Source organism: Croceicoccus sp. Ery5, from assembly GCF_020985325.1.
In the GTDB taxonomy this organism is placed as follows: domain Bacteria; phylum Pseudomonadota; class Alphaproteobacteria; order Sphingomonadales; family Sphingomonadaceae; genus Croceicoccus.
Genome location: NZ_CP087587.1, coordinates 2,286,009 through 2,312,003, shown reverse-complemented (window position 1 = coordinate 2,312,003; position 25,995 = coordinate 2,286,009). Strand labels below are relative to the sequence as shown.

The following is a 25,995-nucleotide window of genomic DNA, read 5'->3' as shown; positions in this document are numbered from 1 at the left end:
CTAGTCGGCGGGCTTTACGAAACTGTCGAGCAGGCGCTTCGTACCCGCCTGTTCGAAGTCGATCTCCAGCTTGTTGCCTTCTTGGGCGACGACAGCGCCATAGCCGAACTTGTCGTGAAACACGCGCTGACCGATGGCAATATCGGTGCGCGGCTTCGCGGCAAAGCTGGCGGCGCTGCGATGCGATTCGGCAATGCGTTTGGGTGCGGGATCGAACTGCCCCTGCGAAGCGCGGCGGAAACCCGGCCCACGCGTCATGGTGCGCGCAGGCTGCGCTGCGGCGACATGGGCGAACGGATCGTCACGCTCGGTAAAACTGGCCCGCCATAATGATGCGCCGCCTGTCATCGTCGTTTCGATATCGACCATTTCGTCGGGCAATTCCTCGATAAATCGAGAAGAGATGGCGCTGGTCCACTGGCCATAGATGCGGCGGTTCGCGGCATGCAGGATGGTGCAGCGCTTGCGCGCACGCGTGATCGCGACATAGGCGAGCCGGCGCTCTTCCTCCAGCGACTTCAATCCGCCTTCGTCGATCGCGCGCTGCGACGGGAAAACCCCTTCCTCCCACCCGGGCAGGAACACATAGTCGAATTCCAGACCCTTGGCGGCATGCATCGTCATGATGGTGATCGTGTCGGCATCGTCTGCCGCATCATTATCCATCACCAGCGACACATGCTCCAGAAATGCGCCGAGGGTTTCGTATTCCTCCATCGCGCGGGCCAGTTCGGACAGGTTCTCAAGCCTGCCTGCCGCCTCGGTGCTCTTTTCGGCTTGGAGAGCTTCGGTATAGCCGCTTTCGTCCAGCACCACGCGGGCAAGCTCGGCAGGGGCCAATGTCTTCGCTTCCTCGCGCCAGCGGGCGAAATGGCGCATCAGCTCCAGCACCGTATTGCGTGCGCGGGCGGGCAATTCGTCGGTATCGCAAATATCGAGCGCGGCGGCAGCCAGCGGCATATTCGCATGGCGCGCATGGCGATGCAGCTTTTCCAGCGCCTTTTGTCCCAAGCCGCGTTTCGGCGTGTTGTAAATCCGTTCGAACGCCAGATCGTCCGACGGCTGCGCGATCACGCGCAGATAGGCGAGGGCATCGCGGATCTCCGCCCGTTCATAAAAGCGGAAACCGCCGATGATGCGATAGTTGAGGCCGATCTGGATGAAGCGGTCCTCGAACTCGCGCGTCTGGAACTGGGCGCGCACAAGGATGGCCGTGTTGGACAGGCGAATGCCGCCGCGCATCAGCGCCTCGGCCTCTTCGCCCACGCGGCGGGCTTCCTCGGGACCGTCCCACACGCCGATCACGCGCAGCTTCTCCCCCTCGGGCTTTTCGGTCCACAGCGTCTTGCCAAGCCGCTCGCTATTCGCACCGATCAGCGTGGAGGCAGCAGCAAGGATCTGCGGGGTCGAGCGATAGTTCTGTTCCAGCTTGATGATCTTCGCGCCGGGAAAATCACGTTCGAACCGCAGGATATTGGCGACTTCCGCGCCGCGCCACGAATAGATCGACTGGTCGTCGTCGCCCACCACGCAGATATTGTGGCCAGCGTCGCCCTTCACCTCGGCCAGCAGGCGAAGCCACAGATACTGGACGGTATTGGTGTCCTGATATTCGTCCACCATGATATATTTGAAACGGCGACGATATTCGGAAAGCACGTCGGCGTGCTTTTTCAGGATCGTCACCATATGAAGCAGCAGATCGCCGAAATCGCAGGCGTTCAGCGCCCTGAGCCGGTCCTGGTACAGGCGATACATCTGCTCGCCGCGACCATTGGCATAGGCCTCGTTCTCCACCGCATCCAGATCGCCGGGCAGCAGGCCGCGGTTCTTCCAGCGATCGATCAGTCCGGCCAGCTGAGGCGCGGGCCAGCGCTTTTCGTCAAGGTCGTTGGCATTGATCAGCTGTTTTAACAGCCGGATCTGATCGTCGGTGTCGATGATCGTGTAATTGGATTGCAGGCCGACCAGTTCGGCATGTTTGCGCAGCATGCGGGCGGCGATGGCGTGAAACGTGCCCAGCCACGGCATCCCCTCAACCGCAGGGCCGATCAGATTGCCCACACGCTCGCGCATCTCGCGCGCGGCCTTGTTGGTAAAGGTGACGCACAGGATTTCGCCGGGCCATGCGCGGCGGCTGGCGACCAGATGCGCAAGACGTGCGGTTAACGCCGCCGTCTTGCCGGTGCCTGCGCCCGCCAGCATCAGCACCGGCCCCTCGGTCGTCATCACCGCTTCGCGCTGCGGGTCGTTCAACCCCTGCAGCCACGGCTCACCCTGATGGACCGGTGGTGTGCGCGGGGGCGTAAGGGCATTGTCGGACATGGTGAACAGTTAGGGAACGAAACGCCGTCGCGCAAGCCGGAGAGCGGCCATTGCCAACCAACTTCCCCGGAACGATTTACCGAATGGAAACGTAGAAAAGGCAAGGAAGAGGCCACGTTTAACGAGAGGCCGTGGCAAACGAAGGAGAGCCCTCATGCGAAAACTCATTCTGACCGGAACCGCGCTGATGCTGGGCACGGCACCGGTTGCCATTCAGGCGCAGCCCGCGGCGATCCAGCTGACCGAAGCACAGCAGTCGGAATATGCCGGTTGGTCCGATGCGAAAAAGGCCGAATTAGCGACATGGCCGACCAGCTATCAGGCCTATTACTGGGACCTGACGCCGACGCAGCAAGACGCCTATTGGACGCTGCCCATCGAACGGCGTGCACAGCTTGCCGCCATGGAACCCGCCGAAGAGGTGCAAGCGTGGAGCGAGATCGAGGCGAAATTCGCCGCCGATTCGACGGCTGGCACGGTCGAACCGGTCTATCTGATGCAAAGCAACGAAATGTCGCAGGCCGCACCCCCTGCGAAGGCGGGCGAGTATCCCGTCTGCAGCGACGGCATGACCGACGGCTGCATCAACCCGCGCGAGGCGGGCAAGGATTACGGGAATGTCCCGTTGGACTATTGGCCGGGCAAACCCGCCAGCCAGATGACGCCTGAGGAAAAGATGCAGCACCAGAAGGCACAGGCCGCCCCGCCGCAGCCATAGGTTTTTGCGTCCTTCGTGCAGCCTATGGGGGCATTCGGTGGCGCGCGGGACGCACAGGGGGAGGAGGGCGGTCCGCCATCGGTGCGGCCGCCCTTTTCCTGTTCCGGATCAATCGGCCTTGCGCAACAAATGCAGCCGTGCCTTGCCGCAATCGCGGACGGTCTCTGCCTCGAAACCCTTGACGGTAACATCCTCGTCTCGGCCGGTTTCGATGCTGATCCAGGTGGCCGGCGCGATCCAGCCGATCCGGTTGAGCCTGTCCAGCGCCACCGCGCCCGCACCGGTGGCATAGGGCGGGTCCATCAGCACCAGATCGGGTGCATCGCCGGTCTTCGTCAGCGAGAGCACCGATCCCGCGCGGACATCGCATCGCGGCTGGGCCTGAAGGCTGGCGATATTGCCGCGCAGGGCGCGGATCGCGGCGGGGTCCTGTTCGACAAACAGGGCGCGCGCCGCTCCGCGTGACAATGCCTCCAGCCCCAAAGCGCCGGAACCGGCGAACAGATCGGCCACGAACAGCCCTTCGAAACTGCCGAGGCGGCTGAGCAGCATCGAAAACAATGCCTCGCGCGTGCGGTCGGCAGTGGGGCGGGTCGCATCGCCTTCGGGTGCGTTCAAACGCCGACCGCGCCAATCGCCCGCAATGATGCGCAGGCCCGTGGGCTTACCGTGCTTCACGCGCCCTTGTCCGTTTTCAGCGCCTTGCGCAGCCGTTCGACATCCTTTTGCGGCACTTCCGCCGCTTGCCCGCGCGCCAGATCGCCCAGCACGAACGGGCCATAGGACAGGCGCAACAGGCGCGATACTTTCAGGCCGAGATGCTCCAGTACGCGGCGAACCTCGCGGTTCTTGCCTTCGGTCAGGGTCAGCTCGATCCATTGGTTGCGGCCCGTCCGACGCTCCATATTCGCATCGATCTGGCCATAGTGGATGCCGTCGATCTCGATCCCGTCCATCAACCCCTCCAGATCGTTCTGGGTGATGTCGCCGAAGGTGCGGGCGCGATAGGTGCGGGGCACGCCCGTGGCGGGCAATTCCAGCGCGCGCTTCAACTCGCCATCGTTGGTAAGGAGCAGCAAGCCCTCTGTATTGAGGTCGAGCCTGCCGACCGGCATCAGCCGCGGCGCGCCTGCCGGCAGGGCATTGCGCAAGGCGGTATAGATCGTGGGCCGACCGGCGGGATCGCGCTCCGCCGTCAACAGGCCCTGCGGCTTGTGAAACCGGAACAGGCGCGCCTGTTCGGGCGCGGCGACCGGTTTTCCGTCCACGGTCACGCCTTTCAGGCTGGTCAGCACGGTCGCGGGCGTGTCCAGCACCTTGCCGTCGATCGCGATGCGCCCGTCCTCGATCATGCGCTCCACCTCGCGGCGGGAAGCAATGCCTGCGCGGGCAAGCAGCTTGGCGATCCGGTCCCCGTCGCGCTTCGGCAAATCGGGGGAGGGCGGTGTCGGTCCTTTCGCACGCGGCTTTGCGGGGCCGCGGGCGGGGCGGCGGGTGCCGGACTTGCTGCCCGCGTTGCCGCGTGCGGGCCGGTTGTTGCGCGAAGGGGGGCGTTTGTCGCCGGTCACATGCAGTCGCCTGTCGTTAGGAAGGGTTCGTTCAGCCGCGCGCCATGCGCCATCGCGCAGTCTGGCGCAAGTCGGGTGACGTGCTGGACGGGTCCCGCGCAAGTCGGGTGACAAGCCGGGGGCGGCAATTGCGTGGCGGCGGCGAAGCGTTTTACACCGATCCACCAATGCAAGGAGAGCGGATGAGCAGCACCCCCGTCACCGGCGACACCGCGCCCGAAGCCGAAACGCCGCCGGCCCGGAAAAAACCCGGCTGGCGCGCGCTGGCCGCTGCGCTGAAGAACCGAAAAACAGCCTATATGCTGCTGTTCGGTTTTGCCTCGGGGCTGCCCTATACGCTGCTTCTCTCCACGCTCTATGCCTGGATGAGCGACACATCCATCGATCTGGAGACGATGGGTGTCTTCTCTCTGATCGGGCTGGCCTACAGCTTCAAGTTCCTGTGGTCGCCGGTGCTGGATCAGGTCAACCTCCCGCTTATCAAGCGGCTGGGGCATCGCAAGCAATGGATCGTCACCGCGCAATTTCTGTTGGGCGGAGTATTGCTGTTCGTGTCGCGGCTGGATCCGGCGGGAGCGATCGGTGTGCTGTCTTTGATGGCGGCCATCGGCGCGTTCGCGGGTGCGACGCAGGACGTGGTGATGGATGCATGGCGCATCGATGTCGCGGACGAGGAAGCGACCATCGACATGCTGTCTACCGTGTATCAGCTGGGCTGGCGTACGGCCGTTCTGGTGGGCGGGGCGCTGGCACTGGTGATTGCGGACCGTACCGACTGGCCCACGGTCTATGCGATCATGGGCGGTCTTATGATGCTGATCGCCTTTGCCGCCATCTTCGCGCCCGAGGCGGAGCAGAGCGTTGCCACCATTGCGGCGGATGACGAGGCGCTGAAGGGCCTGCGCCGGACGGGGCAGTTGCAACCGAAAATCCGCGGCTGGGCGCTGGCCATCGTCGGCCTGCTGTGGGGCTGGGCGCTGATCACCGTAGGCGTGTTCATGTTCCGCTCTCTCAGCTCCGATCCCGATGCGCGGCCCGATTCGGTCGAATTCATCACCGGCATGGGGCCCGTGATCGTGATCGCCACCGTGGTCGTTCCGGTGATCATCGCCGCCGTGTTGGAGAACTGGCGGCGCAAGGGGCGCTATGTGCTGACGGGCGACGCGGCAAAGTCGGGCGCATTCGACGGGTTTGTCGACCATGGCTATCGCGCGCTGATCCTGCCTTTGACCGAATTCGTCGGTCGGCTGGGCTGGGCGGTTATCATCGTGCTGACGCTGGTGCTGTCCTATCGCTTTACCGATACGGTGTGGGGCAGCTTTGCCTATCCGTTCTATCTGGGTGAATTGCAGTATTCCAAGGACGAGGTGGCAATCGCGTCCAAAGGGTTCGGCGTTGGCGCGCTGATGTTCGGCATCATGCTGGGCGGCGCATTGTTCAGTTTCATCGGCCGCATGGCGGTGCTGTTCATCGGCGCGCTGACGGCTGCGCTGTCGAACCTGCTCTATGCCGATCTGGCGCTCGGCGGCTCCTATATGGAGCTGGTGTCGAACCTTACCGGCTTTACCACGCTGGTCGAATGGCTTGGGGGCGATCTGCGTCTGGCCAAGCTGATGATGGCGATCGCGGGAGAGAACGTGGCGGGCGGCCTCGCCGGAGCGGCATTGGTGGCCTATCTCTCCTCGATCACGGCCAAGGGTTATTCGGCAGTGCAATATGCGCTGCTGTCGTCGCTTACCTTTCTGATCGGCACATTGGGACGCGGCGCATTGGGGCAGATGATCGATGAGGAGGGCTATTACCCCGTCTTCATCCTGACCACGGCGCTGGGCATGATCGCGGTCGCCGCCTGCATCATCGAATGGGTTCGGCAATCGCGGCTTGGCAAGCGCGCAGGGGTGGTCGCGCCCGAAGCAGTCTAGTCGGGCAGTTCCCCGTTTGCCCGCAGCACACGGCCTGCCAGATAGAGCGAGCCGCAAATCAGGACCGGAGTATCGGTGCCCGTTACTCGCGTCAGGGCATCCTCGACCGACAGGGCCGTGCCGGACGCGAGACCCAGATCGGCCGCAATTTTTGCCAGATATTCCGGCGGGTGGCAGGCATGGCCCGGGATCGGCACGGCCGTCAGATATGCGAGATGCGGCGCAAGCGGAGTAAGGAAGCCGCGCGCGTCCTTATTGTCCAGCATCGCGCAGATCGCGTGCGGTTTTTGCTCGAGAGCGGCCAGATATGCGGCGAGAACCCGCGCCGCATCGGGATTATGCCCGCCATCCAGGAGCACGCGCGCAGGCGCGGCCGGTGCAGTCAGCGGACCCTCTGACAGCCATTGCAACCGCGCAGGCCAGCGGGCGTTCTCGATACCTTGCACCATGGCGGCGGGGCTGACGGTCACCCGATCCTGATGGCGCAACATGGCGACGGCCAGCGCTGCATTGTCGGCCTGATGCACGCCGGGCAGGGCGGGCATTGGGAGGGCCAGTTCCCCGTGCCGGTCGCGATAGTCGATTGTACCATTCGATACCGCGTCCCAGTCGTCGCCGCGCATATGCAGCGGACAGCCTTTGCTCGCGGCAATGGCGGCAATCGCGTCTCCGGCCTCGAGCCCATAGGCCTGCGTCACCAGTGGCACGCCTTGCTTCGCTATCCCTGCCTTTTCAAATGCGATGCGCGCCATCGGATGTGCGGGCGCGCTGTCATCGGGGGCCAGCAGGAAGCGTTCGTGATCCATGCCCAAAGTCGCGATCCCGCAGACGGCGGGACGGGCCAGCACGTTGGACGCATCGAAGCGCCCGCCCAGACCGACCTCTATCACACAGGCATCGGCTGGCGTTCTGCTGAAGGCAAGGAAGGCAGCGGCAGTCGTCACTTCGAAAAAGCTGGCGCCGACATCTTCGCCCGCGTCGATCACTTCGGCCAGCAGCGTCGCCAGCGCGTCGTCGGAAATCAGCGTGCCCGCCAGCCTGATGCGTTCGTTGTACCGCACCAGATGCGGGCTGGTGAACTGGTGCACACGCTTGCCGTCCGCCTCCAGCATAAAGCGCAGGAAGGCGCTGGTCGAACCCTTGCCGTTCGTGCCCGCGATATGGAACGCGGGCGGCATCGTGTTCTGCGGATTGCCGATCCTGTCCAGCAGCGCGCGGATCGCATCGAGCCCCAACCGGCCTTGCGGCACCGATAATGCCTCAAGCCGGTCAAGCTGCGCCTGAACGCGCGGATCGTCGGACACGGCGAAATCGCGCATGGTCGGGGCTTTTCGTCCGCCCTCAGGCCGCCTGTTTGGCGGTCATCAGATAATCGATGGTCTTGGCCAAAGTTTCGCGGATTTCGGCGCGCGGGACGACCATGTCGAGCATGCCGTGTTCGTGCAGATATTCGGAACGCTGGAACCCTTCGGGCAATTGCTCGCGGATGGTGTCCTGAATGACGCGCTGGCCCGCAAAGCCGATCAGCGCATTGGGTTCGGCCATTTGCACATCGCCCAGCATCGCATAGCTGGCGGTAACGCCGCCCGTGGTCGGATCGGTGAGCACGACGATATAGGGCAGGCCTGCCGCATGCAGCCGCCGGATCGCCACCGTGGTGCGCGGCATCTGCATCAGCGACAATATGCCTTCCTGCATGCGCGCGCCGCCCGCTGCGGTAAAGATCACATAGGGGCAGCCCGCCTGTACCGCGCGGTCGACGCCCGCGACGAACGCATCGCCCACGGCCATGCCCATCGACCCGCCCATGAAACCGAAGTCCTGAACGCCGACGATGGCCTTGCGCCCCTCGATCGTGCCTTCCGCCGTGGTCAGCGCATCGGGATGCGGGGCGTTATGGCGCGCCGAACGCAAGCGGTCGGTGTATTTCTTGGTGTCGCGGAACTTCAGCGGGTCTTCCTTGACCTGCGGGGCGGGCAGGACGGTATAGCCCGCATCCATCACCTGCCCGAGGCGCGTGTCTGCGCCGATGCGGCCATGATGCTCGCAGCGGGGGCAGACCCACAGATTATCCTCATACTCCTTGGTAAACAGCATTTCGCCGCAACCGGGGCATTTGCGCCAGAGATTGTCGGGCGTATCGCGCTTGGGTGCGAAGGGCAGGCGTTTGCGGACTTCACTCAGCCAGCTCATGATGCAGTCTCCCTCGCCGCGTGCACGGCATCGGCCAGCGCGGCGGTCAGTTCTTGAATATGTCGGGGGGCGTCGTGGCCGTGCTTGGCCACAAGGTCAACCAGTGCCGATCCGACGACGACGCCATCGGCCACGCGGGCGATCTGGCTTGCCTGTTCGGGGGTGCGCACGCCGAAACCGACGCAGACGGGCAGGTCGGTCGCCGCTTTCAGCCGCGCGACGGCATCGTCGATGCTGGCCTGCGCCGCCTGTTGCAGCCCGGTGATGCCCGCGACCGACACGTAATAGAGGAAGCCGCCCGCACCATCGAGAATGGCGGGCAAGCGCTTTGCGTCGCTGGTTGGCGTGGCAAGTCGGATCGCGGCCAGCCCCTCGGCGCGCAGCGCGGTACCGAGCGAATCGTCTTCCTCCGGCGGGATGTCGACGCAGATCACGCCATCGACGCCAGCGGCCTTGGCCTCGCGCGCGAACCAGTCCGCCCCGCGCCGCACCATCGGATTGGCATAGCCCATCAGGACAAGCGGAATATCGGGATGCCGATTGCGGAAATCACCGGCGATCTTCAGCACATCGGCGGTTTTGGTGCCCGCACCCAACGCGCGCAAATTCGCCAGCTGGATCGCCGGACCATCGGCCATCGGATCGGTGAAGGGCATGCCCAGTTCGATCACGTCGGCACCGCCCTCGACCAAGGCGTCAAGATTGGCCGCAGTATCGCCATCGCCCGCCGTGATGAAACAGACGAGCGCGGGTTGGGTACGCGCGAAGGTTTTTTCAAAGCGGGTCATTGGTATTTCGTTCCTGCCCCAATGCGCTTGTCGAGCGCGCGCAGGGTGACAAAGAAAATCGGGAGTGCGACAGCGATCTGGAACAGCCTGTAGGCACCATTCAGCGGTTCACCAGAATGAGTCCAGTTCTGCAATCCGGTCCAACCTAGCACAATGGTCATGAGGAAGACCGAAAGGACTGCGATCGCCAAAGCTGTCAATGCGACGGCAATCGACACAAGGCGCCTCGCAATCCAGTTCGCGATGCCGGGCTTTTCAATGCGGGTCATTCTGAATCCTGCCGCTCGACAACAAGGATGCGCGCGGCCCCGACCGGGTGCGCGACATGTTCGTCGCCGTCGTTGAAAGTCATGCTGTCACCGGCCTCAAGCCGATAAACCTGTTCCTGTCCATCCTCGCGCACATGCATGTCGACCGTGCCATCGACGACGAAGAACACTTCGCTGCCGGTGTTGCGGTGCCAGCGATAGGGTTGGTCGGTCCAGTGCAGTCGCGCGGTCACATCGTCAACCTGGCCCAGCAGCGCGCTGCCCCATGCCCTGTCGGCGGTGAAATCGCGGGATCGGAAGGGCTTCAAATCTCCACCCCCAGCGCCTTGGCCACGGTGAAGATGTCCTTGTCGCCGCGCCCGCACAGATTGCACAGGATGATCTGGTCCTCCTCCATCTCACGCGCGCGCTTTACGACCGCTGCGATAGCGTGGCTGGGTTCCAGCGCGGGGATGATGCCCTCGGTCCGGCAGAGCAGCTGGAACGCGTCCAGCGCCTCTTTATCCGTCGCGCTGGTATATTCGACGCGGCCCACATCGCGCAGCCATGCGTGTTCGGGACCGATGCCGGGATAATCGAGGCCTGCGCTGATCGAGTGCCCCTCGATAATTTGCCCGTCATCGTCCTGCAGCAGATAGGTCTTATTGCCATGCAGAATGCCCGGCGCGCCGCCTGCCAATGACGCGGCATGCTCCTTGTCCAGCCCGTAACCGGCCGCTTCCACGCCCAGAAGGCCGACATCCTTATCGTCGAGGAAGGGGTGGAACAGGCCGATCGCGTTCGATCCGCCGCCGATCGCCGCGACGCAGACGTCGGGCAGGCGGCCCACGCGCGATAACATCTGTTCGCGCGCCTCGCGCCCGATCACGCTTTGAAAATCACGGACCAGTTCGGGATAGGGATGCGGACCCGCCGCCGTGCCGATGATATAGAAGGTGTCGTGGACGTTCGCGACCCAGTCGCGCAGCGCCTCGTTCATTGCATCCTTCAGCGTGGCGGCGCCTGCCTTGACCGGCACGACTTCGGCGCCCAGCAGCTTCATGCGGAACACATTGGGCTGCTGCCGCTCGACATCGGTCGCGCCCATATAGACGACGCAGGGCAGGCCAAAACGCGCTGCGACAGTGGCAGTCGCCACACCGTGCTGGCCCGCGCCGGTTTCCGCGATGATGCGCGTCTTGCCCATGCGGATCGCCAGCAGGATCTGGCCGATGCAATTATTGATCTTGTGCGCGCCGGTATGGTTCAGCTCGTCGCGCTTGAACCAGATTTGCGCGCCTTTTCCATTCGGCGCGTCCTTGCGCAACTCCTCGGTCAGACGTTCCGCGTAATAGAGCGGGCTGGGCCGTCCGACATAATGTTCCAGCAGATCGTCGAACTGTTCCTGAAATGCGGGATCGGCCTTGGCCGCGCGATATTCGCGTTCCAGGTCAAGGATCAGCGGCATCAGCGTTTCGGACACGTAACGACCGCCGAACTGGCCGAAATGGCCACGCTCGTCAGGCTGGTTCGCAAAGCTGTTGGGCAGATCGCTGATGATGGTGTCGGTCATGGCGTGCGATTGGCAGAGCGGGCGGGGCTTGTCCAGCGTGACGGCATTGTTTCAGCCCCGACCGGCGGACCCGATTTCAGGCAGCCCGCACGGCCTTGGCAAAGGCTGCGATTTTTGACGCGTCCTTCACCCCCGCTGCGCTTTCCACGCCCGAGGATACATCCACCAATGGCGCGCGGGTCCGGCCGATCGCTTCTGCCACATTCGCCGGATTGATTCCTCCGGCAAGACCCCATGGCAGCGCGCCACGATAGGCGGCCAGCAACGACCAGTCGAACGACAGTCCCATGCCGCCGGGCAGCGTGCCCTTGGGCGTTTTCGCGTCGAACAGCACCAGATCGGCCGCACCCGCATAATGGGCCGCCCGGTCCACATCGCCTGCGCTGGCGACCGCAATGGCCTTCCACACCGGCAGTCCGAAACGGCCCCGTAACTGGGCCGCGCGCTCGGGCGTTTCCGATCCGTGCAATTGCAACGCATCAAGCCTGCCCGCAGCGACAGCCTCTGCAATTGCGGCATCGTCGGCATCGACGAACAGGCCGACACGGGCGATGCGGGTGCCCGACCGTTCCGCAAGGCGGGAGGCCTGCTCGCTGCCGACATGACGGGGCGAGGGGGGGAAGAACACCAGTCCCGCATAATCGGCGCGCGCTTCGATCACCGCGTCCATCGCCGCGCCGTCGCTGATGCCGCAAATCTTGATTTTCGCGCTGCTCATGCCGGTGCCGATAGGGTCAAAGCCGCTTTTCGAAAAGGCGGAAGAACAAGGGCGCGGGCTGCGGCGTGGGAAATGCCTCGCGCGCGCCGCTGTCGGCATACCCCTTGCGCTCGTACATGGCGATCAGCTCGTGGCGGTTTTCGATCACCGATATCTCCATGATACGCGCGCCGAAACCGCGAGCCAGTTCCTCCGCCGCAAGGATCAGGCGAGAGCCAAGCCCGCTGCTTTGCATGGGCGGATCGACGCAAAGCATGCCGAAATAGGCGCGCCCGCCGCCCTTGTCGGTTACGGCGATGCAGCCGACGGGGTTGGCCTCGTGCTCGGCCATCAGGAAATGGATGGCCGGATCGGCCAGCATTACGGCCAGATCGGTCGCGGCAATGCGCTCGTCCTCGAGAATATCGGCCTCATGCGTCCAGCCCCGCCGCGCGGAATTGCCGCGATAGCCTCCCTCGATCAGAGGTTTCAGCGCCGCCGCATCGGCAGGACCGGCGCGCCGCAGGCTAAGGCTGTCCGGCGCAATCACGGCGCATAGACGGGCCAGAAGGGACCGCCCAAGGCGCCGTTAAAGGCAATATGGGTGATCCGGCCTGTCGACACGTCGAATTCCACGCCAAAAAATGCAGGTCCGCCATCGCACACCACCGTGGGCATATGGCGCTGGTCGGGCATGATGTCCGCAGGCACGAAATTGGCGTAGACTATCCGCTTGCCGCCGCGAATGATCCCGAAAATCTCGCGCTGCCAGCGCGGATCGTTGACCGTATAAGTCAACGGATCGGGGTTCTCGGTTCCCGCAGTATAGCCGTCGCGGCCTGCCAGCGAGGGGAGGATTTGCGCCAGTTCCGCTTCCATCGCGCCAATGTCGCGGTCTTCCACTTCCCAACCGCCATCGACCGGCCCCGCGGTGGAGCGTGAGCAGCCCGGAAGCTGGAAGCCTGCTTGCGGGCCTGCCAGAATGCTCGTCTTGGGCGGCAGGGGCGGTGGCGGCAGTTCGACCTGTGCTATGCTGGCCGCGGTGAGAAGGGATGCGAAGAGGATCAGAGCGTCGCCTCGATCTTGCGGGCGGCGGCCAGCGGGTCCTCGGCCTTTGAAATCTCGCGACCGATCACGAGCACGCTGGCACCGTCGTCACGCGCCTGACGCGGGGTAACGACGCGTTTCTGGTCGCCCACCGAATGTCCCGCAAGGCGCAGGCCGGGAACGACGAAATAGCCGTGCTTCCACTGCTTGTGGACCGCGCCCACTTCCTGTCCCGAACAGACGATCCCGTCGAGGCCCGATTTCTCTGCCAGTTCGGCAAGGCGCATCACCTGATCGTGGGGCGTGCCGCCGATGCCGGTTGCGGTCAGGTCATTCTGATCAAGGCTGGTCAGCATGGTAACCGCAACGACCTTGGTGTTTTCGCCCGCAGCGGCCTTTGCATCTTCCATCATGGCCCGCCCGCCGCCGGCATGGATGGTAACGATGGCGGGTTCCAGCACATGGATCGCCTGCATCGCGCCTGCCACGGTATTGGGAATATCGTGCAGCTTGAGATCGAGGAATATGGGCAGCCCAAGCTGCGCGATTTCATGCACGCCGTGGTGGCCATGCGCGCAAAAGAATTCGAGGCCGAGCTTCAGGCCGCCGACATGGCCCTTGACCTTGCCGACCAGTTCCTTGGCCGCAGCGATCTGCGGCACGTCCAGAGCGAGATAGACCGGGTTGCTCATGGAGTGGTACCTTCTGGCCCCAGCGTGTCCGGAGCCGTGGCGACAGGTGCGGGTTCGGCAGCGGGACCTGGCGCGGGAGCGGGCGACTGGCTGGCAATCAGCGAGCGCTGCGACGCTTCGAGCGAGGCGATGCGCCGCTTCAGCCGCCAGGTGGTCGTGCGATGGGTCAGCCACATCGGACCATAGCCGAGCAGGAAGGCAACGAGGATCAACACCGGAAGCTTGGTTTCCAGCACCAGGCTTTCCCAGATCTGGATATCGACGGAAGTCCAGTTGAACGCCGTGAACAGGGCAAGCGCGACGATAACGACGACCCACAGGGCGGTGCGTAAGATCTTCATGAATTCTCCCGTCTGGCGCGGCGTTGCGGACCCTTTAGCCAGCTGACCCTAAGCGCGAAATCGGGGCTTGACCAGCCCGCCCCGACGTCGGCCGACCTGCTGCTGGCGATCAGCCGAACACCCGCGCAAAGATCGTGTCGACATGCTTGAAGTGATAGTCGAGGTCGAACTTCTCCTCGATCTGCTGCGGGGTCAGCGCTGCGGTCACTTCGTCATCTGCCTTCAGCAGTTCGAGCAGCGACAGCGCGCCGTCGCTTTCCCAGACTTTCATCGCATTGCGCTGGACAAGGCGATAGGCATCCTCGCGGCTGACACCTGCCTGGGTGAGGGCGAGCAGGACACGCTGCGAATGGACGAGCCCGCCCATGCGGTCGAGGTTCTTCTGCATGCGTTCGGGATAGACGAGCAGCTTTTCGACCACGCCGGTCAGGCGGGCGAGGGTGAAGTCCAGAGTGATGGTCGCGTCGGGACCGATGAAACGCTCGACCGAAGAATGCGAAATGTCCCGTTCGTGCCAAAGCGCCACGTTTTCCATCGCCGGAACGGTCGCGCTGCGCACCACGCGGGCCAGACCGGTAAGGTTTTCTGACAGCACGGGATTGCGCTTGTGCGGCATGGCCGACGAACCTTTCTGGCCGGGTGAGAAATATTCCTCTGCCTCCAGCACTTCGGTCCGCTGCAAGTGACGCACTTCGACCGAAAGGCGTTCGATCGACGATGCGATGACGCCCAGCACGGCGAAAAACATCGCGTGACGGTCGCGCGGGATCACCTGTGTCGAAACCGGTTCAACGGTAAGGCCCATTTTCTCTGCCACATAGGCTTCGACGCTGGGATCGATGTTGGCAAAGGTGCCGACCGCGCCCGAAATCGCGCAAGTGGCAATTTCCTTGCGCGCAAATTCCAGACGCTCCTTGCAGCGCGAGAATTCGGCATAGGCTTCCGCCATCTTCAGGCCAAACGTCACCGGTTCGGCATGGATACCGTGGCTGCGACCGATGGTGGGCGTATATTTGTGCTCTTCTGCGCGGGTCTTGATCGCGGCCAGCAGTCTGTCGAGATCCTCCAGCAGGATCGCAGCCGCGCGGTCGAGCTGAACGGCCAGCGTGGTGTCCAGCACGTCGGAGCTGGTCATGCCCTGATGCATGAAGCGGGCCTCGTCGCCCACGTTCTCGGCCACCCATGTCAGGAAGGCGATCACGTCATGCTTGGTCACTGCCTCGATCGCGTCGATGGCTTCGACGTCGATCTTGGGGTTCGTCGCCCACCAGTCCCACAGCGCCTTGGCCGCGGATGGCGGCACCACGCCCAGTTCGCCCAGCTTTTCGGTCGCATGCGCTTCCAGTTCGAACCAGATGGCGTATTTCGCCTCCGGCTCCCAGATGGCGGTCATGGCGGGGCGGGCGTAACGTGGGACCATGGGTCAAGGGCTCCGGTCTGCAATTGCGGCTGTGCGCGGGTTGTGGCGCGGCTAGGCCGGAGAGGCTGCGATGGCAAGAGAAAGCGCGCCCGTGGCAAGGCGCTGACCACAGAAAAGGGCGCGACCCGTGCGGATCGCGCCCCGTCGGACTTAAAAGAGGAGGGGGCTCAGGCGGCCTTGTCCTCTGCGTCGCTGTCCTTGTCGGATCCTTCGATCACACTCAGCTTCTTGGTGCCATTGATCGCGATCTTCTTGGGCTTCATAGCCTCGGGCACTTCGCGTTCAAGATCGATCACGAGCAGGCCGTCGGCCAGCTGTGCGTTCCGGACCAGCACGAAATCGGCCAGTTCGAAACGGCGTTCGAAACCGCGCTGGGCGATGCCGACGTGCAGATATTCACGCTCTTCGTTGTCCTCGGCCTTGCGGCCCTGAACGGTGAGCATGTTCTGCTGCGCCGTGATGTCGATATCCTCGGGCTTGAAGCCGGCAACGGCCAGCGTGATGCGATAGGCATCTTCGCCGCTGCGTTCGATGTTAAAGGGCGGATAATTATCGCCCTGACCCGAACGTGCGTTGTTTTCGAGAAGATCGAACAAACGGTCGAAACCGACGGTGGTGCGACGATAGGGGGTAAAATCGAAACGGTTCATCTTGCAAATCCTCCGTAAGAAGCAATCTAGCGGCAGGAAACAGTGGCAAACCCCGCAAACGGGCATCGGCCTGTCCTGCCAGACGAAGCGGTCGGACATCCGGAACCGGCATGTCTGTCCGCGATTGCTATCTGGGAAGGGGCGAGACGCTATTCAAGTGGGTGCAACGCCCATAAAAGAGCGGTTAACGCCCGCATGGAAAAGGATATTCGAGTGAACGGTCAATCCACGCCCCCCAAGGTCGAGATCTATACGCAGTTCGGTTGCCCCTATTGCCATCGCGCCATCGCGCTGCTGCGGCAGAAGAATGTCGAAATTACCGAATATGACGTGACGATGGACCGCGCCAAGCGCGCGGAGATGGTTGAACGCGCTCCCGGCGCGCGCACGGTGCCGCAGATTTTCATCGACGACCGGGCCATCGGCGGCAGCGACGACATGGCGGCGTTGGAACGCGAAGGTAAGCTTGATCCGATGCTGGGACTTTAACAGGCGATGGTTCGCATCGCGGTCTATCAGGCGAACACCGGGATCGACCCCGCGGCCAATGCGGCGCGTCTTGTTGACGCGGTCGAAGAGGCTGCGGCGGGCGGGGCGCAAATGCTGTTTACGCCCGAGATGTCGGGAATGCTCGACCGCAATCGCAAGCGCGCTGCGGCCCATGTGACCGGCGAAGCGGATAGTCCGGTGCTGAAAGCTGTGGCTGGCGCGGCGCGTGTGCACGGCATCTGGGTCGCGCTCGGCTCTCTGGCCGTGCGGCGCGATGACGGGGAAGGCCGCTGGGCCAATCGCTCCCTGTTGATATCGCCGGAAGGCGCGGTCGCGGCGCGCTATGACAAAATCCATATGTTCGACGTCGATCTGGACGACGGAGCAAGCGGTGAAAGCTGGCGCGAATCGAACGGATTTGCGCCGGGCGAACGTGTGGTCACGGCGGAAACGCCGCTGGGGCGCCTTGGCCTTGCGGTCTGTTACGACATGCGCTTTCCCGCGTTGTGGGGCGCGTTGGGTGATGCGCGTTGCGATGCGATCGCCTGCCCCGCCGCATTTACCCGCCCCACCGGCGCTGCGCATTGGCACGTGCTGCTACGCGCCCGCGCAATCGAGGCGAGCGCTTATGTCATCGCCGCCGCGCAGGTCGGCGAGCATGAGGACGGGCGCAAGACCTATGGCCATTCGCTGGTCGTCGATCCGTGGGGCGAAGTATTGCTGGACATGGGCGGCGATCGGGCAGGTGTGGGTTTTGCCGAGATCGATTCTGCGCGGATCGCCAGCGTGCGCGCCCAGTTGCCCAGCCTTGCCAACCGGCGTGCAATCACTAAGTGACATTTGTCATGATTGTTTTCGATCTTCACTGCCGCGAGGATGGCACCCGTTTCGAAGGATGGTTCCGTTCCTCCGCCGATTTCGAACATCAGCGCGAAGGCGGGCTGTTGATGTGCCCGCAATGCGGCGGGGGTCAGGTGGAAAAGGCCGTGATGGCTCCTGCCGTCGGGCGCAAGGGCAACCAGCTGGTCGAAAAGCGCCCCGCGCAATCCGCTTCTGCCAAAGCCGTGCCGATGGACGCACAGCCGCAGGAAACCGCCGTCGCCACCATGGCACCCCTGTCTGACGAGGCGAAGAAGGCGCTGGTCGCCATGGCCGAGATACAGCGCAAGGTGCTGGAAAAATCGCGCTGGGTCGGCGGGAAATTCGCCGATGAAGCCCGTTCGATGCATTATGGCGAGAGCGAGGCACAGCCGATCCATGGCGAGACCAGCATCGAGGAAGCCGAGCAGCTGATTGAAGAGGGCATTGAAATTGCCGCTTTGCCGTTTCCCGTCGCACCGCCCGACGCTGTCAACTAAACTGCGTCGGCAAGTGCCACTTCCGATTGCCATTTCAGCTGCCCGCCCGTAAACGAACCGCGGCGCGCCCGTAGCTCAGCAGGATAGAGCATCAGATTCCTAATCTGGGGGCCACAGGTTCGAATCCTGTCGGGCGCACCAGTTCACGCTCTCCTACTCAAAACCGCACCCGGACGATCAGGCCTTGGCATTGCGCCTTGCCAGATCGATAAGCGCCCTGGCCGCAGCGGGTGGATTGCGGCGGTTAGGGTAATAAAGGCACAGCGGCGCCAGGGCGGGGGTCCAGTCTTCCAGCAGGCGGACCAGTCGGCCGGCTGCGATGTCGCCGCGAACATCCGATTCCATGAAGTAACCGATACCCATGGCATCGAGAACCGCAATCCGCGCAAGGCTTGCTTCGTCGAGGGTGATCGGGCCGTCCACGTCGATGTGAAAATCCTCACCGTCCTTGGCGAAATGCCAGCGGAACATCGCGCCATTCGGCAGGCGCGTGCGCACACAGGCATGGTCCGGCAAGTCGGCAGGCGTGGCGGGCCGGTCGCGCCCGTCAAGATAGCCGGGCGATGCCACGACGGCATGGCGGCGCGGCGGGCCCAGCGGGATCGCAATCATATCCGCAGGGACCAGACCGGCGGATCTGATACCGAAGTCGAAGCCATCGGCCACGATATCCACCAGCCTTCCTTCGGTCACCAGATCGATCCGTATCTCGGGATAGCGGCGCAACAGGGTGAGGATGAGCGGCGCCATGACTTCGCGCCCCGCAGTGGCAAATGTGTTGATGCGCAGCGTGCCGCTGGGCACTTGCTGCTCGGACCGCACCGTATCGAGTGCCTCGTGTATATCCTTGAGGGCGGGGGTCACCTGTCCGACGAAACGGCGGCCTGCATCGGTCAGGGAAACGCTGCGGGTGGTGCGGTTGAACAGGCGCACACCCAGTTGCCGTTCCAGCCTGGCGATCGCATTGCTGAGCGCGCTGGTCGACATGCCGAGATCGAGAGCCGCCGCGCGGAACGATCCCGCCTTTCCGATTGCAATCACGGCATCGAAATCGTTCAGAGAATAGTTTCGCATTATCCTCGATTCCTGAACACTACATCCCGATTTATCCTGCTTATCGGGATCCAGTCAAAGCCCTAAATCCGTCGGCATCAACGGCAGGATGTTTGACGCATTGCCGTGCATGCGACAGCAGAAAGGGCCATCGCCATGATTATCGAACTTCCCGCGGCAATCGCGGCATTCTTCACCGCAGACCGGGCGGGCGATGCCGACAGGATCGCGCAAGGCTTCACCGAAGATGCACAGGTTCTCGACGAGCGAAAGCGCCATACAGGGCGCGAGGCGATCCGGCGCTGGATGGCGGATGCATCGACCCGGTTCGACTATACCAGCGAACCCGTCGCAATCGCCGAAGACGGCGGGCGAACCATCGTCACCAGCCATCTTGTCGGCAATTTCCCGGGCAGTCCGGTCGATCTGCGCTATATTTTCGAACTTCGCGACGATCGCATTGCGTCGCTGGAGATCAGGCCATGATCCCCTTCCTTACGCTTAAGGGGAAGAGGGTGCTGATAACATCGGGAACGCGCGGCGCGGGCGCGGCCACGCTGGCCCTGTTCAAGGAACTGGGCGCCACGGTGCTGACCACCGCCCGCACCAGGCCGCCGGATATGCCCGAAGACCGGTTCATCGCCGCCGATCTGACCCGCGCCGATGGCTGTGCGGCAGTCGCGCGGGCCGTGCGCAAACATCTTGGGGGCGTTGACGTCCTAGTCCACATGCTGGGCGGATCGAACGCACCGGCAGGCGGCTACCGGGTGCTTGACGACGATGCATGGCAAAGCGCGCTGGACCTGAACCTGATGCCTGCCGTGCGGCTTGACCGCGAGCTGGTTCCGGACATGGAATTGCAGGGGTCGGGCGTGGTGATCCACGTCACCTCGATCCAGAGCAGGCTGCCATTGCCCGATGCTACCACCGCCTATGCGGCGGCCAAGGCTGCCTTGGCGAATTACAGCAAAAGCCTGTCCAAACAGGTCGCCGCGCGGGGAGTGCGCGTGGTGCAGGTTTCCCCTGGCTGGATTGAAACCGAATCGGCGATGGAGCTTGTCGCGCGGATCGCAGATGCCAGCGGGGTCGATCATGCGCAGGGGCGGCAGATGGTGATGGATTCTCTGGGCGGCATTCCGATCGGCCGCCCTTCCACCCCGGCGGAAGTGGCCGGACTGATCGCCTTTCTGGCGTCCGACAGGGCCGGTTCCGTCACGGGGGCCGAATTTGTCATCGACGGCGGCACATTGCCCACGGTCTGACAGATCACCGACGGTCTGACATATTGCTCGAAAAAAGTGACCGGAGCGGCGGCTGACATCGAAGGGGGCAGGTCAGCATCGGGACGGAGAGTTGCCGCTCCGGTCAGCTTCCGATCCTATTGCCGGGCGTTGCCTTGCTAAAGCCGTGCGCTGGTCTGACCGGTATATGCTTTGGTAGGGGGCGAGGCGGGTAGGTACCGTCAGCGTCCTTGCGGGCAGGAACCTGTCAGAACTTATGAAGTGCCGGTTTCGCACGGCACATAACTTCCCTCGCCGCCGATCTTGCGCGACATCAGTTCCAGAACGCGCCCTCCCACACCGGTCGAAGGCGGGGTGAGCGGACGGCCCGCGCCCTTGTCCGCGACCCGCAACGAAAATGCATCGCCGGTGCCGGCCGATGCGGCGAATGCGATCTCGATCTCGCCTGCTTCATCGGGCGCGAAAGCATATTTGCAGGCATTGACGACCAGCTCTGCCACGATAACGCCCAATCCTGCGGCGAACTCATGCGGAACCGGTCGCTGGATGGTGTCGAGCACGATCCTGCGTTCTATTCCGTTATCGATCAGACCGGCGCGCAATCCCTCGGTCAGGTCGATCAGATATTGTCCGATGTCCACCGTCATCCCGTCGACTGACCGGCTGAGCAGACGATGGACCGCGCCAATGGCGGCAATGCGCTGGACCGAAAGCTGCAAGGCGTGGCGTGCATCATGGTCCCCGATCATCCGGCTTTGCGATGACAGCATTGCCGCGACCAGTTGCAGGCTGTTGGCGATCCGGTGATCGGCCTCTTGCGTTGACGCAGCGGCATTGAACACCGGGCGCCTTGCGATCCTGTTTTGGGCAAGCGACGGTCTTTGCTGGCAATCGGGCATGGCGGAAATCTCCCTTCCATTTTCGACGGTGCCCGCGTTCGGCTTGCGGCGAAATCATACTCTGGTCGGGGTTACACTCGTCCCTTGGGGATATGCGTCCCGTTCAGGCTTCTGGCCGGAATCGCTGTGCCGGCCACCTGCGCCAAAAGGGCAAGGGCGCGGCATAGGCTTTCTTTGCCGTCAGCTTCACCCTGATTGCGGTTCCCAGCGCAGAGCTATCGATTTCCAGCGCAGAGCTATCGATTTCCAGCTTCGCGCCGATGCGCGCCGCCCGTTCGCGCATGCCGATCAGGCCGAAATGATTGTCCGCGCGCGCTTGCAACGCTTCCGGCGGTATGCCCGTGCCGTCATCCGCTATGCAAAGGTCCAGATGTGTTGCTCCGAACGTCAGCTGGACATGGACCGACGATGCCTTTGCATGGGTGACGGCATTGCGCAGCGCTTCCTCGGCAATGGCGGTCAGATCGGGTATGACTTCGGGGCGGACGGGCGCTTCGGTGCCATGGATGGACACAGAAATGGCAGGGCCGCCAGCCTGTTGCAGCATGTCGGCGCGGCCTTGCAGCGCATCGGACAGCGATCCCGCCATCGGATCGCGCAGGTTGCGCACCTTGTCGCGCGCTTCGACCACCAGCGTTTCGGCCCGGACCAGCGCCTGTTCCAGTTCGCGATGCGCGGCCTCGTCCGGTCGCAGCCGGTCCGCCGTGGCCTGCAATCGCAGCATCAGGCCCTGAACCCCTTGCAGCAGCGTATCGTGCAATTCGCGCGCGATCCGTTCGCGCTCTGCCATTTGCACGGCGAAGCGCTTGCCGATACCTTCCTTCAGCCGTTCAAGCCGGACGCGATAGGCCAGAACGCCTAGCAGGACGATGCCCAGCGCGCACAGCCATGCGAACAGGGCGGACTGGATGAAGGCGGGGGGCAGGTCGATTTCAAGCGTTGCCCCTTCCTCGTTCCAGACGCCATCGGCATTTCTGGCAATGACACGGAACCGGTAATGGCCCGGAGCCAGATTGGCATAATTTGCCTGACGCAGCGTTCCGGCATCGACCCAGTCCTCGTCCAACCCCTCCAGACGGTATCGGAAATTCGTCTGCCGCGGCGCGGACAAGGCCAGCGCGGTATATTCGATCGCCAGCCTGCCGGTTCCGGCGGGAAGGGTGATGCGGTCCGGATCGCGTACCCGCCCGCTTGCCCATTGCGCCGCCGTAATGCGAACGGGCGGCGCAACTGCATCGCGGACGGGACGGGATGGATCGAGCCATGCTACGGCGCTTAATGTGCGGATCCAGATACGCCCGTCGCCGCCTTGCACCATGCCCGGGCCGGCGCCGACATAGCCGTAATTGCTCAACCCCTGTGCGAACCCAAGCAATCTGGGCTGGGGCTCGAAGGCGGGATCGTCGAACGCACGGTCGAGATCGCGGGTAGGGAGACCGGCCACCCCCTCCATCCCGATCATCCAGCTTTGCCCGCCAGCGGTGTGCACGATCCCGTTGACGCCGCGCAGCCACGATGCGCGTTTCTGTGACAAAAAGGCGGCTTTTCCGGCACCGATCCGGTACAATCCGCCGCGAACGGACGCATAGATCGCACCATCATGCGCTGCCACTGCGCCAAATTCGCCGCCAGCATCGTGGCGCATCAGCGTAACAGCGCGGTCGCCATCCCGATCGAACCGGACCAGCCGACCGGACTGAAGCGTGCCATAGGCGTATCCGTTCGGACCCTTGAACAGCAGGTCGATCGAATCGTCCGCTCCCCATGGCGCCAGTTCCTGCCAGCCCCCTGCGTTGCGACGGAATAGTCCAGAAAACCCCGCTCCGGCAAAAAGCGTGCCGTTGCGATCCACGACACAATTGCGCACGCTGGCACGCGAGGCAAACGGCCATTCCTCGCGGCGCAAGCCGTCGGCGGACAGGCGCAGCAGCCGGTCGTCAACGAATATGTGCACCACACCGTCGCGCCGGTCGCAAAAGGCTTTGACCGTGCCTCCGGTGCCGTTGACGGGTTCGGGCGGCTGCCCCGGCCTGATGCGCCACACACCGCTTCCGCTGCCCAGATAGACGGTGCCGTCAACCGCGCCATGCAGAACGAAGCCGAACGTTGGAAAGGGGCCGATGCCGCTTTCCGGCACGATGCTGGTGGCCGAAAACCGGTCGAGCCCGAGCGTGGTCGCGACCCAGCCGTTACCCTGGCGGTCGAGCGTGAGATTGCCCGTCCGGTCAGAGGTAAGCCCTTGGGCGGCAGTGAATATTTCGGTCCGGTTGTCCTGAGGACTCGTCCGGAACATGCCATTGCCGGTGACGCCCCATAAATGGCCCTGTGCGTCGAACATCGTCGAGAAATTGCGGACCGACGACGGTGTCGCATAGGTCGCTGCCTCTTGCACCGGCCTGCCGCGGCGCATGATGGCGCGGGTGCCGCGGTCGTCCGACAGCCAGATCGTGCCATCGCCGGCTTCGGTCACGGCGGCATGGCCGGTGACGGGTGCGATCCGGCGGAACCGGCGCTGTCCTGCCGCCAGCGAATAGACCGCATCGAGCGTGGTGACCCACAAGTCACCCCCATGTGTAGCGTGAATATTGATCAGCCAGCCTGCGGGAAGGCCATCCTTTTCGCCCAGTTCGGTCCACGCCCCTTTGCCATAACGCAGGATCGGCCGGTCGGTGCGCGCAAGCACTGCCCATATCGTGCCGTCTCCGCCCTGTCGGAAATAGATGACGGGCGCGGCGTCGGGCATGGGCGGCACGCGGTGGAACCGGCCCTTGCGGTACAGCACCATCGCCCCGTCGTCATAGGCGGCAAGCACCGCCCCGCCGGCCAGACCGATGACGGCTGAGAAATTGGGCGGCAGATCGTCATGCCCAGAGACGGGCATGGCATCGAAACGGATGCCGTCGAACCGGAAAAGGCCGTTGGACGACGCCAGCCAGATAAAGCCGTCGCGGTCCTGCGTGATGCCGCGGATTAGCGGCGGTGCGCCGTCCTCCACCGTCCAGCGCGTGTGGCGAAGCTGGCCCAGATTGCGCTCGGGCGGTCGGGTTTCGGCCTCCGCTGGCGTTCCGGCGGCGATTGCGGGCTGCATCGCCGCGAACGCAAGCGCCACGGCGGCAAGACGATACATGCTGATGTCCCCCCTATCGCGCGGTGCCCGGACTGGCCGCTCTTGCTAGTTCAGTGTAGCGGAAGTGTGAAGATCACCCGCAAACCGCCGTTCCCACCATTCCCGCCATGTCGCGCCCGCAACTGGCCGCCATTGGCATTGGCAAACGCGCGCGCGATATTCAGCCCAATCCCGGCGTGACCGGTCTTGCCCGAGGCGAACAGGGTAAAGATCGCCTCGGCATCGGCGCATCCCGGCCCCTGATCCGAGACCGCGATTTCCAGTTCGCCATCGACGATCGCGCATTCGACGACCAGCAGCTTTCGACCTGAAATATCGGCCATCGCCTCGGCGGCATTGCGCATCACTTCCCAGAGCAACCGGTCGATTTGCGAACGATTGGCCGCGATTTTCGGCATATCGGGCGGCAGTCGCAGGGTGAATTCGATCCCGCTTCCAAAAGGCGCGGCAGCAATGCGCATCGCGACATCGCGGATCATCGCGTCGATTTCCAGCGGCTTCCATTCGTTGGTCGCACGCAGCATCGTCTGCGCCTGCACAAGATAGGCGCTGGTCCTGTCGGCGATCGAACTGATGCGGGCGAACGCTTCGCAGCGTGCCTGTTCGGTCAGCGGATCGTCCCGGTCGGCGCTGCAAATCGCCTCGACCTCTCCCGCAAGGGCCGAGACGGGATCGCTGATCTGCTGGATCAGCGCGGCGACGAAACCGAACATTGTCACGCTGTCCGACGACTGGATCGCCGACGGGGCATGGGGGGCGGCGCGGTTGGCGATTTCGCTGTGGGGCATGAAGTGTCCTTTGGAGCGGTCGCTGCGATCCGCGGCTCGGCCATGAATGTCGCATCCCGCTGCGCGCTATCAAAGCCCGGATGGAGCGGGGCGGGCCTCCCTCGATCTAGGTAGGCGTATTGCGGCACAGGCCCTATGATGGGGGCAGTTTTTCCAGCTTTGTAACGATGGAGCGAGACGGGCGTGGGCAGGGCAGGACCGATCCGCATTGTCGTGGCCGACGATCACGCCATGCTGCGCGACGGCATCACGAATTATATCGAGAACAATGCCGATCTGGCTCTGGTGGGTGAGGCCGAGAACGGCGCGCAGGCGGTGGAACTCTATCGCAGGCTGTTGCCCGATGTCCTGTTGCTCGACGTGCAAATGCCGGTCATGGGCGGGCTGGATGCGATTGATGCGATCATCGGCGAATTTCCCGAAGCGCGGATCATCGTGCTGACGACCTATGACGGGGATGCACAGGCGATGCGCGCCCTTCGCGCGGGTGCGCGCGGTTTCTTGCTGAAAAGCGGGCTGCGGCGTGAACTGGGCGATGCGATCCGGCAGGTCCATGCCGGACGGCGCCGCATCCAGCCCGAGATCGCCAGCGCCATCGCCATCGGCGCGATCGAAGACGCGCTGACCGGACGCGAATGCCAGGTGCTGAAGCTGGCGGCCAATGGCAATGCGAACCGCCAGATCGCCCATCTTCTGGGCGTGAGCGAGGAGACGGTGAAAACCCATATGCGCAGCATATTGTCAAAACTTGACGCGCGTGACCGCACCCATGCTGTGACCATTGCCTTGCGCCGCGGGATCATCGAATTGTGACGGGTTAAAGCGGTCGCCTGCCATGCGCGGGCGACCGCTTTTCAT

General features: G+C 63.7%; 28 protein-coding genes and 1 tRNA gene. 9 read left to right on the top strand and 20 right to left on the bottom strand.

Annotated features, from left to right (window positions below; translation table 11 throughout):
• Positions 1 to 2,325 carry an ATP-dependent helicase gene (locus LOZ74_RS10920; RefSeq protein WP_230291244.1) on the bottom strand — a complete coding sequence of 775 codons (2,325 nt, stop codon included), beginning with the start codon at positions 2,323 to 2,325 and terminating at the stop codon, positions 1 to 3.
• Between the two features lie 154 nt (positions 2,326 to 2,479).
• Here LOZ74_RS10920 and LOZ74_RS10915 point away from each other — a divergent pair, with 154 nt between their 5' ends.
• Positions 2,480 to 3,043 carry a hypothetical protein gene (locus LOZ74_RS10915; RefSeq protein ID WP_230291243.1) on the top strand — a complete coding sequence of 188 codons (564 nt, stop codon included), beginning with the start codon at positions 2,480 to 2,482 and terminating at the stop codon, positions 3,041 to 3,043.
• 108 nt (positions 3,044 to 3,151) lie between these two features.
• On the opposite strand, the gene rsmD is transcribed toward LOZ74_RS10915, so the two are convergent.
• Both rsmD and LOZ74_RS10905 read right to left on the bottom strand, forming a co-directional pair.
• Positions 3,152 to 3,697: a 16S rRNA (guanine(966)-N(2))-methyltransferase RsmD gene (rsmD, locus tag LOZ74_RS10910; RefSeq protein WP_230293875.1), complete on the bottom strand. Its 546-nt coding sequence runs from the start codon at positions 3,695 to 3,697 to the stop codon at positions 3,152 to 3,154.
• A 20-nt stretch (positions 3,698 to 3,717) separates the two neighbouring features.
• Positions 3,718 to 4,611, bottom strand: a complete 894-nt coding sequence (locus LOZ74_RS10905; RefSeq protein ID WP_370638821.1) for a pseudouridine synthase — start codon at positions 4,609 to 4,611, stop codon at positions 3,718 to 3,720.
• A gap of 182 nt (positions 4,612 to 4,793) precedes the next feature.
• Between LOZ74_RS10905 and LOZ74_RS10900 the strand changes: the two genes are divergently transcribed.
• Positions 4,794 to 6,533, top strand: a complete 1,740-nt coding sequence (locus tag LOZ74_RS10900) for an MFS transporter (protein ID WP_230291242.1) — start codon at positions 4,794 to 4,796, stop codon at positions 6,531 to 6,533.
• Here LOZ74_RS10900 and LOZ74_RS10895 read toward each other — a convergent pair.
• From LOZ74_RS10895 to LOZ74_RS10835, 13 genes are all read right to left on the bottom strand, one after another.
• Positions 6,530 to 7,852: a folylpolyglutamate synthase/dihydrofolate synthase family protein gene (locus LOZ74_RS10895; protein ID WP_230291241.1), complete on the bottom strand. Its 1,323-nt coding sequence runs from the start codon at positions 7,850 to 7,852 to the stop codon at positions 6,530 to 6,532. The two genes, LOZ74_RS10900 and LOZ74_RS10895, sit on opposite strands and share 4 nt — an antisense overlap.
• 22 nt (positions 7,853 to 7,874) lie before the next feature.
• Positions 7,875 to 8,726, bottom strand: a complete 852-nt coding sequence (accD, locus tag LOZ74_RS10890) for an acetyl-CoA carboxylase, carboxyltransferase subunit beta (RefSeq protein ID WP_230291240.1) — start codon at positions 8,724 to 8,726, stop codon at positions 7,875 to 7,877.
• Positions 8,723 to 9,514: a tryptophan synthase subunit alpha gene (gene trpA / locus LOZ74_RS10885; RefSeq protein WP_230291239.1), complete on the bottom strand. Its 792-nt coding sequence runs from the start codon at positions 9,512 to 9,514 to the stop codon at positions 8,723 to 8,725. The genes accD and trpA overlap by 4 nt, the downstream gene beginning before the upstream one ends.
• A complete protein-coding gene (locus LOZ74_RS10880) occupies positions 9,511 to 9,783 on the bottom strand; it encodes a hypothetical protein (RefSeq protein WP_230291238.1) in 273 nt (90 codons plus the stop codon). The genes trpA and LOZ74_RS10880 overlap by 4 nt, the downstream gene beginning before the upstream one ends.
• Positions 9,780 to 10,091: a cupin domain-containing protein gene (locus LOZ74_RS10875; RefSeq protein WP_230291237.1), complete on the bottom strand. Its 312-nt coding sequence runs from the start codon at positions 10,089 to 10,091 to the stop codon at positions 9,780 to 9,782. Before LOZ74_RS10875 ends, LOZ74_RS10880 begins: the two co-directional genes overlap by 4 nt.
• A complete protein-coding gene (gene trpB / locus LOZ74_RS10870) occupies positions 10,088 to 11,335 on the bottom strand; it encodes a tryptophan synthase subunit beta (RefSeq protein ID WP_230291236.1) in 1,248 nt (415 codons plus the stop codon). Before trpB ends, LOZ74_RS10875 begins: the two co-directional genes overlap by 4 nt.
• A gap of 76 nt (positions 11,336 to 11,411) precedes the next feature.
• A complete protein-coding gene (locus tag LOZ74_RS10865) occupies positions 11,412 to 12,053 on the bottom strand; it encodes a phosphoribosylanthranilate isomerase (RefSeq protein ID WP_230291235.1) in 642 nt (213 codons plus the stop codon).
• A gap of 16 nt (positions 12,054 to 12,069) precedes the next feature.
• Positions 12,070 to 12,582, bottom strand: coding sequence for a GNAT family N-acetyltransferase (locus LOZ74_RS10860; RefSeq protein ID WP_230291234.1), 513 nt, complete (start codon positions 12,580 to 12,582; stop codon positions 12,070 to 12,072).
• Positions 12,579 to 12,935, bottom strand: a complete 357-nt coding sequence (locus tag LOZ74_RS10855; protein ID WP_230291233.1) for a hypothetical protein — start codon at positions 12,933 to 12,935, stop codon at positions 12,579 to 12,581. The genes LOZ74_RS10860 and LOZ74_RS10855 overlap by 4 nt, the downstream gene beginning before the upstream one ends.
• A 161-nt stretch (positions 12,936 to 13,096) precedes the next feature.
• The gene (gene pyrF, locus LOZ74_RS10850; RefSeq protein WP_230280861.1) at positions 13,097 to 13,771 is read right to left on the bottom strand and encodes an orotidine-5'-phosphate decarboxylase; all 675 of its coding nucleotides are present in this window, start codon (positions 13,769 to 13,771) and stop codon (positions 13,097 to 13,099) included.
• The gene (locus tag LOZ74_RS10845) at positions 13,768 to 14,112 is read right to left on the bottom strand and encodes a hypothetical protein (protein ID WP_230280862.1); all 345 of its coding nucleotides are present in this window, start codon (positions 14,110 to 14,112) and stop codon (positions 13,768 to 13,770) included. The genes pyrF and LOZ74_RS10845 overlap by 4 nt, the downstream gene beginning before the upstream one ends.
• Positions 14,113 to 14,221: 109 nt before the next feature.
• On the bottom strand, positions 14,222 to 15,532 hold the full coding sequence (gene purB, locus LOZ74_RS10840; RefSeq protein ID WP_230291232.1) for an adenylosuccinate lyase: 1,311 nt from the start codon (positions 15,530 to 15,532) through the stop codon (positions 14,222 to 14,224).
• Positions 15,533 to 15,699: 167 nt separating this feature from the next.
• Entirely contained in the window at positions 15,700 to 16,182 is a 483-nt protein-coding gene (locus tag LOZ74_RS10835) for an Hsp20 family protein (protein ID WP_230291231.1), read from the bottom strand.
• A 213-nt stretch (positions 16,183 to 16,395) separates the two neighbouring features.
• On the opposite strand from LOZ74_RS10835, the gene grxC reads away from it, so the two are divergent.
• The 4 genes from grxC (at position 16,396) to LOZ74_RS10815 (ending at position 18,170) form a co-directional block, all read left to right on the top strand.
• Positions 16,396 to 16,671 (top strand): glutaredoxin 3, encoded by a 276-nt coding sequence (gene grxC / locus LOZ74_RS10830; RefSeq protein WP_230291230.1) that lies wholly within the window; start codon positions 16,396 to 16,398, stop codon positions 16,669 to 16,671.
• A 6-nt stretch (positions 16,672 to 16,677) separates the two neighbouring features.
• Positions 16,678 to 17,508, top strand: a complete 831-nt coding sequence (locus LOZ74_RS10825; RefSeq protein WP_230291229.1) for a carbon-nitrogen hydrolase family protein — start codon at positions 16,678 to 16,680, stop codon at positions 17,506 to 17,508.
• 8 nt (positions 17,509 to 17,516) lie between these two features.
• Positions 17,517 to 18,029 carry a DUF1178 family protein gene (locus LOZ74_RS10820; RefSeq protein WP_230291228.1) on the top strand — a complete coding sequence of 171 codons (513 nt, stop codon included), beginning with the start codon at positions 17,517 to 17,519 and terminating at the stop codon, positions 18,027 to 18,029.
• Positions 18,030 to 18,093: 64 nt separating this feature from the next.
• Positions 18,094 to 18,170: transfer RNA gene (locus LOZ74_RS10815), tRNA-Arg, on the top strand.
• A gap of 36 nt (positions 18,171 to 18,206) precedes the next feature.
• Here the strand turns inward: LOZ74_RS10815 and LOZ74_RS10810 are convergent.
• Positions 18,207 to 19,103, bottom strand: coding sequence for a LysR family transcriptional regulator (locus tag LOZ74_RS10810; RefSeq protein ID WP_230291227.1), 897 nt, complete (start codon positions 19,101 to 19,103; stop codon positions 18,207 to 18,209).
• A 135-nt stretch (positions 19,104 to 19,238) separates the two neighbouring features.
• Here LOZ74_RS10810 and LOZ74_RS10805 point away from each other — a divergent pair, with 135 nt between their 5' ends.
• Both LOZ74_RS10805 and LOZ74_RS10800 read left to right on the top strand, forming a co-directional pair.
• On the top strand, positions 19,239 to 19,568 hold the full coding sequence (locus LOZ74_RS10805) for a nuclear transport factor 2 family protein (RefSeq protein WP_230291226.1): 330 nt from the start codon (positions 19,239 to 19,241) through the stop codon (positions 19,566 to 19,568).
• Between the two features lie 29 nt (positions 19,569 to 19,597).
• Positions 19,598 to 20,344, top strand: a complete 747-nt coding sequence (locus LOZ74_RS10800) for an SDR family oxidoreductase (protein WP_230291225.1) — start codon at positions 19,598 to 19,600, stop codon at positions 20,342 to 20,344.
• Between the two features lie 233 nt (positions 20,345 to 20,577).
• Here LOZ74_RS10800 and LOZ74_RS10795 read toward each other — a convergent pair whose 3' ends face one another.
• The 3 genes from LOZ74_RS10795 to LOZ74_RS10785 form a co-directional block, all read right to left on the bottom strand.
• Positions 20,578 to 21,165: a sensor histidine kinase gene (locus LOZ74_RS10795; protein WP_230291224.1), complete on the bottom strand. Its 588-nt coding sequence runs from the start codon at positions 21,163 to 21,165 to the stop codon at positions 20,578 to 20,580.
• Positions 21,166 to 21,325: 160 nt separating this feature from the next.
• Positions 21,326 to 24,349 carry a triple tyrosine motif-containing protein gene (locus LOZ74_RS10790; protein ID WP_230291223.1) on the bottom strand — a complete coding sequence of 1,008 codons (3,024 nt, stop codon included), beginning with the start codon at positions 24,347 to 24,349 and terminating at the stop codon, positions 21,326 to 21,328.
• Between the two features lie 50 nt (positions 24,350 to 24,399).
• On the bottom strand, positions 24,400 to 25,137 hold the full coding sequence (locus LOZ74_RS10785; RefSeq protein ID WP_230291222.1) for a sensor histidine kinase KdpD: 738 nt from the start codon (positions 25,135 to 25,137) through the stop codon (positions 24,400 to 24,402).
• 183 nt (positions 25,138 to 25,320) lie between these two features.
• Between LOZ74_RS10785 and LOZ74_RS10780 the strand changes: the two genes are divergently transcribed.
• Positions 25,321 to 25,950, top strand: coding sequence for a response regulator transcription factor (locus LOZ74_RS10780; protein ID WP_230291221.1), 630 nt, complete (start codon positions 25,321 to 25,323; stop codon positions 25,948 to 25,950).
• Positions 25,951 to 25,995 lie beyond the last annotated feature (45 nt).

Excerpts from the sequence above, each read along its gene's own strand:
- LOZ74_RS10835 (WP_230291231.1), bottom strand. The coding sequence starts at position 16,182 with ATGAACCGTTTCGATTTTACCCCCTATCGTCGCACCACCGTCGGTTTC.
- LOZ74_RS10845 (WP_230280862.1), bottom strand. The coding sequence starts at position 14,112 with ATGAAGATCTTACGCACCGCCCTGTGGGTCGTCGTTATCGTCGCGCTT.
- LOZ74_RS10880 (WP_230291238.1), bottom strand. The coding sequence starts at position 9,783 with ATGACCCGCATTGAAAAGCCCGGCATCGCGAACTGGATTGCGAGGCGC.
- trpB (WP_230291236.1), bottom strand. The coding sequence starts at position 11,335 with ATGACCGACACCATCATCAGCGATCTGCCCAACAGCTTTGCGAACCAG.
- purB (WP_230291232.1), bottom strand. The coding sequence starts at position 15,532 with ATGGTCCCACGTTACGCCCGCCCCGCCATGACCGCCATCTGGGAGCCG.
- LOZ74_RS10790 (WP_230291223.1), bottom strand. The coding sequence starts at position 24,349 with ATGTATCGTCTTGCCGCCGTGGCGCTTGCGTTCGCGGCGATGCAGCCC.
- LOZ74_RS10900 (WP_230291242.1), top strand. The coding sequence starts at position 4,794 with ATGAGCAGCACCCCCGTCACCGGCGACACCGCGCCCGAAGCCGAAACG.
- accD (WP_230291240.1), bottom strand. The coding sequence starts at position 8,726 with ATGAGCTGGCTGAGTGAAGTCCGCAAACGCCTGCCCTTCGCACCCAAG.
- LOZ74_RS10865 (WP_230291235.1), bottom strand. The coding sequence starts at position 12,053 with ATGAGCAGCGCGAAAATCAAGATTTGCGGCATCAGCGACGGCGCGGCG.
- LOZ74_RS10810 (WP_230291227.1), bottom strand. The coding sequence starts at position 19,103 with ATGCGAAACTATTCTCTGAACGATTTCGATGCCGTGATTGCAATCGGA.
- LOZ74_RS10915 (WP_230291243.1), top strand. The coding sequence starts at position 2,480 with ATGCGAAAACTCATTCTGACCGGAACCGCGCTGATGCTGGGCACGGCA.
- LOZ74_RS10820 (WP_230291228.1), top strand. The coding sequence starts at position 17,517 with ATGATTGTTTTCGATCTTCACTGCCGCGAGGATGGCACCCGTTTCGAA.
- trpA (WP_230291239.1), bottom strand. The coding sequence starts at position 9,514 with ATGACCCGCTTTGAAAAAACCTTCGCGCGTACCCAACCCGCGCTCGTC.
- LOZ74_RS10895 (WP_230291241.1), bottom strand. The coding sequence starts at position 7,852 with ATGCGCGATTTCGCCGTGTCCGACGATCCGCGCGTTCAGGCGCAGCTT.
- LOZ74_RS10785 (WP_230291222.1), bottom strand. The coding sequence starts at position 25,137 with ATGCCCCACAGCGAAATCGCCAACCGCGCCGCCCCCCATGCCCCGTCG.
- LOZ74_RS10825 (WP_230291229.1), top strand. The coding sequence starts at position 16,678 with ATGGTTCGCATCGCGGTCTATCAGGCGAACACCGGGATCGACCCCGCG.
- pyrF (WP_230280861.1), bottom strand. The coding sequence starts at position 13,771 with ATGAGCAACCCGGTCTATCTCGCTCTGGACGTGCCGCAGATCGCTGCG.
- LOZ74_RS10805 (WP_230291226.1), top strand. The coding sequence starts at position 19,239 with ATGATTATCGAACTTCCCGCGGCAATCGCGGCATTCTTCACCGCAGAC.
- LOZ74_RS10920 (WP_230291244.1), bottom strand. The coding sequence starts at position 2,325 with ATGTCCGACAATGCCCTTACGCCCCCGCGCACACCACCGGTCCATCAG.